Genomic DNA, 7,303 nt, shown 5'->3' with positions numbered 1-7,303 from the left:
CCCTACACCCTTACACCCTATTCCCAGTGTTAACCGTTAGCTGACTTCACAACTGTCATATTCTGAATTCGCCAAGAACCATCTTTGCGAATCAAATCATAACGAACCCGTAACCGATCTTCATTAGATTTTTTACTGACACCATTTTCATAAAACTGGGTAACTTCCTTCACTGTAGCTTCGACCACAGCGTTATCTGCAACAGTTTCCTTCTGATTGATAAATTCCACCTTCACATCATGTTCGTATTTGCGATAACTGCTACCTGCCGTCGCTTGCTTGACAATTGTTCGCCATTGTGATAAAGCAGAACCTGTTAAAATCTCATCTAAACGATCAGTTTCATGATCAGGGCCTAAAGCAGCAGCTTTGGTAGATAACCAATTTTCGATCACTTGTTGGGCGATCGCATTTGTTATTACCCTTTCATCTACTTCTGGTTCGCTATTGGGGTCAGGAATACTGACTACTGGTTGATTCAGTTCTATAGCCAAAGGTTTCCCCTGCAAAGATGGTCTAGGGAAGAACACATTGTTTACCCATCCCCAAGCTGTAGAAACCAACAACCAAAAAACCAGTAAACCTCCCATAGATAAAAACACCAGCCAAACTAACCGGGTTTTGGCATCTAGATTACTAGTAAAACCGCGTCGTTGTCGAGAAAAAGAGGGACGATGTTCCCAATCATGATCTCGGCTGTTAACAGCAGCAGGTTTACGTCGCCTACGCTTGGGAGTTGGGTTAAGTGCATCTGGCTGAGTCCTGACACGCACCTGGTGGGAATTTCCTGGCGCTGCCACATTTCCCGTGGAATGCTGTTCTACTGGTGTTTCTGGTGCTTGACTAACTGTGTATCCTGACGAAGTTTGCCATCGAGGTGGAGAAGCAGGGGCAGATTCAGGTATTTCAGTTACTTTTGTTGGTAACTCAGGTTCAAGATTTTGGTGATGATTGACTTGTCTGCTAGTTCCATGATCAGAGTTACGATAACGGGGACTGTTTATTTGTGGTGCAGGAAAGACTTGATGATTAACTGCATTCCATTCATTAGTAGTTTGACTATCATTTGGTAAAGCTTCTAAATACGCTTGTACTTGTGTATCAGCAAAATAATCTTTTAAAGAGGCTTGTTTTCTGACTAAATCTCGAAAATGAGGAAATACCTCTTGTTGTAACCACTGTTCACAGTACAAACAAAGTCCTGGTAACAAATCCGGTGAATCTTGAGATTTCTCACGAATGATAGCTAATGCTTCATATTCCTGACTTAGTTCTAAAACACGAGTTGCTTCTTCCGTTTGTCCCAGCAACAAAGCACACAAAGATTGTTCTAAATGCACATCTTGGCGTTTACCCAGACGCATTAACATTTGCTTGGCTTGACGAATTAAAGCCGGTTGACTTTGGGAAAAACCCCTAGCTATTAAGGCATAAACTGCTAAATATGTAGCCACAGCAGAAGGACGTTTGCTTTCAGCTTCAAATAGTTTGTGCTGTTCTGTAACTGTTAAATGGTGGCGTAATTGTTGGATAAATCTGAGAAAATCGTCTATATTTAAACCAGATTGATCATTACCAGTGCCATCAATACCGCCACGTTCTTCTAAAATATTCTGTAATAATTCCAAGCCTTGACGACGTTCATTAGTCTTCTCTTGAGGAAGCGCCAGTAATTCTAGGATTCGATAGGGTCGTAGCTTACAAAGATCCGCAGCAATTTCCGCTTGCACACTAGAAAATAGACCTTCACGCATGAGTAATTCTTCGCCAGTTTCCAAAGATATGGCCGCATTTTCATAGTGGCCTTGCTGCCATTGTTCCCGCCCCAATTCTAAACAGGCTAAGGCCACTGTAAGAATAATATCAGGTAGTTCCGGGGTGGCAGAGAATTCCTCACTAGCCAGAGAACTGCCTACTTTTACCCCAACTTTCCTATTTTTATTTACCAGGTATGGACGACCTAGTTTGAGAACCAGTTCATATTCTCCTAACTCTTGCAGGAGTAATAAAGCCCCGACTAGTTCCTCCTGGGCAATTTCAATGCTTAAACTTTGGACATCGTGATTGCGACCATTGCTTTCAGGGCGGTTTTCCAACAGCGATTTTGTCCGCGCCCGGTCAGGATCATAGGCGTGGGTGAGATAAAGCTGATCGTAAATGCTGCGTTCTTTGGAATCTGATAAAACCACGTAAGCTTCTTCTATGAGTTGTTTACGAGAAGAGATAGCTGCAATCGAATACTCGCGTCTGGGCAACTGCACAATGCGATCGCTATAAGCCTGCCGCAATTGTTCTTCACTTGCCGCTAACGGTAATCCTAAAATTCGGTAGTAATCTAGCGGAATTCGCACAGCCTACTTCCCCTGCACTGTGTTTACGTAGCATCTCCTAGAGAGAGACATAATTCACCTAGACCATTCCAGGTATGTAAAACCGTGCCATAATCATAGCTTTAATAATACCGTGTCCATTATATAATTCAAGTGTATATTTTAACAGTTATTTTTATTTGTTTCCAGGACTTAATTGATCAGTTATCAGCAGGCTTGACGCTCCCCCCTCATCCCCCCAGTTTACCAAAAAACTGGGTTGAAAGTCCCACGCTTTTAGGCTGGGGAGTATGTCAACTAAATTGTTAATGGCTATGCAGAAATGCTGCCATTCTGATTGCTAAATTAAGAGACGAACACAAAAGCAGCAATTTTAAACCTGATCAAGCGCCAGCAGTCCATCAACATAAAACATGGAAAAATTACAATTTACCCATTCCCTACAGAGCTTTTTGGTGCATAAATAAGATTTGACTGCCGACTCTTGTCAACACTGGCCTATTTGTAGCTAACGTTATATAAGAGCAACTGAATTTTAAAACCGTAACTTAAACTTGTACGACAGGGATACTTCACAAGCATGGTTCAAGAACGCACATTACTCACTTTCAACTCTGCCACCGTCCAAATTACCAAAGAAGAAGGGTTGCGGTTATACGAAGACATGACATTAGGGCGGTTTTTTGAAGATAAATGCGCCGAAATGTACTACAGAGGCAAAATGTTTGGTTTTGTCCACCTGTACAACGGACAAGAAGCCGTTTCCACAGGTATTATTCAAGGAGCAATGCGCCCAGGGGAAGACTTTGTTTCCAGTACCTACCGTGACCACGTTCATGCTTTGAGTGCAGGTGTACCAGCCAGAGAAGTCATGGCAGAATTATTTGGTAAAGCCACAGGTTGCAGCAAAGGGCGCGGTGGTTCCATGCATATGTTTTCAGCCGAACACCGTTTACTCGGTGGCTATGCTTTCGTAGCTGAAGGTATTCCTGTTGCTGCTGGTGCAGCATTTCAAAGCAAATATCGGCGGGAAGTATTAGGAGACAAAAACGCCGACCAAGTAACCGCTTGTTTTTTTGGTGACGGTGCAGCTAACAACGGTCAATTTTTCGAGACATTAAATATGGCAGCGTTATGGAAACTGCCAATTTTATTTGTGGTAGAAAATAATAAATGGGCAATTGGCATGGCTCACGATCGCGCTACATCAGATCCAGAAATTTACAAAAAAGCCAGCGTTTTCAACATGGTAGGCGTAGAAGTAGATGGCATGGACGTTTTAGCAGTGCGCCAAGTTGCCCAAGAAGCCGTAGCCCGCGCCCGTGCAGGAGAAGGACCCACCCTGATCGAAGCCATGACCTATCGCTTCCGTGGTCACTCCTTAGCTGACCCAGATGAACTCCGCAGCAAAGAAGAAAAAGAATATTGGTTTGCTCGTGATCCAATTAAAAAGCTAGGCGCTTATTTAGTAGAACACAACCTGGCTACAGAATCAGAACTCAAAGCTATTGAGAAAAAAATTCAGGAAGTTATCGACGAAGCAGTTAAATTCGCCGAAAGCAGCCCTGAACCAGATGCCAGCGAATTATATCGTTTTATCTTTGCCGAAGACGAGTAAATTAGGGACTGGGGAATAGGAATTGGGAGAAATTTTTTCTCAATGCCCAATACCCTATGCCCCAGATACAGTTGGCGAATTCCCTAGCTTGGATTTCTTACCAAGATTCTCAAAACCTTATAGCTATGCACCAAAGTTTTGTGTCCAATAGAATGTATTTCCGTAAGCATACGCAATTCCAACATCACGAAAGTTAGGATTGAGAATATTTTGACGATGACCTGCACTATTCATCCAAGATTGCATTACCTCTTGAGCAGAGGTTTGACCATATGCAATATTCTCTCCAGCCCACCGATAATTATAGCCATATCGCCTCATCCGATCTTCCATTGATGAACCATCAGAACCAGTGTGGCTTAGACGGTGATGCCGAGCCATATCGTTGGAATGGGCTTGAGCAGCCGCTATCAATTGTGAGTTAAGTCTAAGGAGTGATAATCCTGCTCTGAATCTTTCGTTATTAAGAAGATCAAAAACTCTTTGAATTTCAATATCCACTTCATTTTGTCTCCATATACAATTAGTGCCTTGTACAGATATAGAATTAATATTCATATTGATATTGAGGCACTGTTTTTAATTTATTAATCTAGCCCTCAATCTGCTGTATATTTAACAACGGTTTCACCAATAGAACTTAACACATAGCTTAATTTAGGAGTAAAATATGCCTATTAGTAAAGATATCAAGGTGAAAATTAAGTTACCTTTTATAGGCGAAATAGAAGGTTGCTGGCAGCCTGATGAAAACGATGAGAAGGCGGCCTGGGAACTTTATGTAGAATTAATAACACGCATCTCTATTGTAGAGCTAAAACCCAATGAAGGCTTGTTGCGAGAAGCCTTGTCTTCTCTTTATTCAGTTTTTGCTACTACTAGAGAAATATTAAAAAAATATGGTGCTTCCATTGCTCGTTATAAAGATGAAAACTCAATATCTTTTGGTTATTTAGCAATAGCAGTTATCAACACAGTTTTACGCCCTGTTTTAGCTAAATGGCATCCTTTATTATTAGATTATGAAAGCAAAAAACAAAAAGATATTTCGCCAGTTGAACATGAAAAACTGTGGGATAGAAATCAAGAATTAAGAACAGAACTAAATCAAGTCAGACACATTCTAGTGGAATATGCTGAAATATTAGCTGAAGTTGCTAAAGTACCACTTTTAATTATAGATAGATAGCTCTATGTGTAAACTCTCAGGTTCTTTCGTACTTGCTATGCTAAATCATTTTGTCAAACCCGAAAATCCTTATATGTTGAAGATTTTACGTTAATTCATCGGTGAATTGGACATAAATTTGGCATCAAAAAAATGAACACCTTTATCTATATGGTTTATGGGGTAAATAAACTCATATTTGGCATAACAGGTACGGAAGAAGCAACTCTCATTTCGCCTATTAGAGACCATTTATTAAATAAGTCTTAACTAGGGTGTGTTAAGTTGAAGCCATAACGCACCCTACAATAATTTTATTTTTACTTTATAAATAACCTCTTATCTGACTGATATAACTGATATAGGACTAGTATTTGATTTTTGAAAATCTAGATGAGCCGAAACCTTAGCGAACATCGGTTAGAGTCTAAGTATACCTAGCAAAATTCAAGTCAGATTCCTATAGATATATTAGATGGAGAAACATGGCTTATGTTGATGCCGACGTTATATGATGCTTTTCTTAGCCATGCAAGTGAAGATAAGGAACAATTTGTAGATCCTCTATTTCACGCTCTTCAAACTAGAGGTTGTCGTATTTGGTATGATAGGTTTGAAATTGATTATGGTGATTTTTTTGAAACAACAATATATGAAGGTATTAACAATTCGAGATTTGCACTTTTTGTAATTACTCAAAATTTGATTGAAAAAACAGAAACTTCTTGGGTGTGGCGAGAACTTAATGCTTTTTTGGAAATAGAAAAAACACTCAGCACCAATGTTCTAATACCTATATTATACGATGTAACTATCAGGGATGTTCAAGAAGGTGCTATAGATAATCCAACCCTTAATGCTATAATTGAGAAGAGAAAAGGGTTCAAAACTTTAGTAGACGGTGGCATCTATGGTGTAGCTGACAACTTAAAAAACCTATTTGAAAGGAGATAGAATGATGACGGAATATATAGTACAAGCTGGTGACACATTAAGTAAGATAGCTCAAAAATTTTATGGTGATGGGAATATGTGGCCAGTAATTTATCAATATAATAGAGAGCGAATTGGAACTAATCCTGATTTCATTTATCCAGGTTTGAAACTTATTATTCCGCCTAGATAAAGGTATCTAAACAATTAATTAAGACGGTACCAATAATAGGAAGTGAATGAAAAAAGGCGTGGGACAGAGAGCTTAGTTAGCGGGTCATATTTTGCGAACGGTATCTGCCCCATGCCGAATGACTAATTACTCATTACTAATTACCAAATATTGTGTTTACCATCACTCACCAACAGCAACAATACAAAACCTACATCCTCACGGATAATACCGCTAACTCCCAACTGGAAGTAGTCCCAGAACGAGGTGGTATTATCACCCGGTGGCGGATTCAAGGTCAGGAAATTCTCTATTTAGATGTGGAAAGGTTTACTAACCCAGAGTTAAGCATTCGCGGTGGTGTACCAATTTTATTTCCTATCTGTGGGAACTTGCCAGATAATACCTACACCAACAACGGACAACAATACACTCTCAAGCAACATGGGTTTGGGCGAGATTTACCTTGGGCAGTGACTGAACAAAACACAGAAGAAAAGGCTAGTGTAAGCGTAGTTCTCAAAAGTAATGAGTCAACACGCGCTGTTTATCCTTTTGATTTTCAAGTAACTTTTACCTACATCCTCCAAGGTAATACCCTAGAAATTAAACAGCATTATCAAAACCTGTCATCCACACCAATGCCTTTTTCCGCTGGGTTTCATCCCTATTTTCAGTGTGGCGATAAGTCGCAGTTAGAGTTTGAAATTCCCTCTGGACAGTATCTAGACCAGAAAAGTAAGGAAATGCATCCCTTTAACGGCAATTTTGACTTTGAACGGGAAGAGATAGATTTTGCTTTTGGTCATTTGCGGAGTCAGTCGGCGGCGGTGACAGATAATAGCCGCAAGTTGAAATTGACCCTTGATTATGACGAAATCTATGCTATGCTTGTTTTCTGGACGCTTAAGGGTAAAGACTTCTATTGTCTAGAACCTTGGACGGCGGGGCGTAACTCGCTGAATACTGGTGAAAACCTAACTGTGTTAGCGCCAGGAGCAAGCAAAACTAGCTCTGTGAAATTAACGGTAAATTTCTTCTAAAAAACCCTTGACAAATCGAGAGAAAGTTTGCTACATTTA

At 40.2% G+C, this 7,303-nt stretch carries 7 protein-coding genes; 5 read left to right on the top strand and 2 right to left on the bottom strand.

Annotated elements, in window-relative coordinates:
* Nucleotides 1-29: 29 nt before the first annotated feature.
* Nucleotides 30-2,351: an IMS domain-containing protein gene (locus A0J48_RS20225; RefSeq protein ID WP_200326297.1), complete on the bottom strand. Its 2,322-nt coding sequence runs from the start codon at nucleotides 2,349-2,351 to the stop codon at nucleotides 30-32.
* A gap of 559 nt (nucleotides 2,352-2,910) precedes the next feature.
* Between A0J48_RS20225 and pdhA the strand changes: the two genes are divergently transcribed.
* Complete coding sequence (gene pdhA, locus A0J48_RS20220) at nucleotides 2,911-3,948, top strand: pyruvate dehydrogenase (acetyl-transferring) E1 component subunit alpha (RefSeq protein ID WP_200326296.1); 1,038 nt, start codon at nucleotides 2,911-2,913, stop codon at nucleotides 3,946-3,948.
* Between the two features lie 123 nt (nucleotides 3,949-4,071).
* On the opposite strand, the gene A0J48_RS20215 is transcribed toward pdhA, so the two are convergent.
* A complete protein-coding gene (locus A0J48_RS20215; RefSeq protein ID WP_234301044.1) occupies nucleotides 4,072-4,506 on the bottom strand; it encodes a CAP domain-containing protein in 435 nt (144 codons plus the stop codon).
* 112 nt (nucleotides 4,507-4,618) lie between these two features.
* On the opposite strand from A0J48_RS20215, the gene A0J48_RS20210 reads away from it, so the two are divergent.
* The 4 genes from A0J48_RS20210 (at nucleotide 4,619) to A0J48_RS20195 (ending at nucleotide 7,264) form a co-directional block, all read left to right on the top strand.
* Nucleotides 4,619-5,137 carry a hypothetical protein gene (locus tag A0J48_RS20210; protein WP_200326294.1) on the top strand — a complete coding sequence of 173 codons (519 nt, stop codon included), beginning with the start codon at nucleotides 4,619-4,621 and terminating at the stop codon, nucleotides 5,135-5,137.
* A 471-nt stretch (nucleotides 5,138-5,608) separates the two neighbouring features.
* Nucleotides 5,609-6,070 carry a toll/interleukin-1 receptor domain-containing protein gene (locus A0J48_RS20205; protein ID WP_200326292.1) on the top strand — a complete coding sequence of 154 codons (462 nt, stop codon included), beginning with the start codon at nucleotides 5,609-5,611 and terminating at the stop codon, nucleotides 6,068-6,070.
* A 1-nt stretch (nucleotide 6,071) separates the two neighbouring features.
* On the top strand, nucleotides 6,072-6,242 hold the full coding sequence (locus tag A0J48_RS20200; RefSeq protein ID WP_200326290.1) for a LysM peptidoglycan-binding domain-containing protein: 171 nt from the start codon (nucleotides 6,072-6,074) through the stop codon (nucleotides 6,240-6,242).
* Nucleotides 6,243-6,394: 152 nt separating this feature from the next.
* Complete coding sequence (locus A0J48_RS20195; RefSeq protein WP_200326287.1) at nucleotides 6,395-7,264, top strand: aldose epimerase family protein; 870 nt, start codon at nucleotides 6,395-6,397, stop codon at nucleotides 7,262-7,264.
* Nucleotides 7,265-7,303: the final 39 nt, after the last annotated feature.

Origin of the sequence: Sphaerospermopsis aphanizomenoides BCCUSP55 (genome assembly GCF_001586785.1) — a bacterium.
Classification (GTDB): Bacteria; Cyanobacteriota; Cyanobacteriia; order Cyanobacteriales; family Nostocaceae; genus Sphaerospermopsis_A; species Sphaerospermopsis_A aphanizomenoides_A.
The sequence above is the reverse complement of the archived record's forward strand: the minus strand, read 5'-3'. Positions and strand labels throughout refer to the sequence as shown.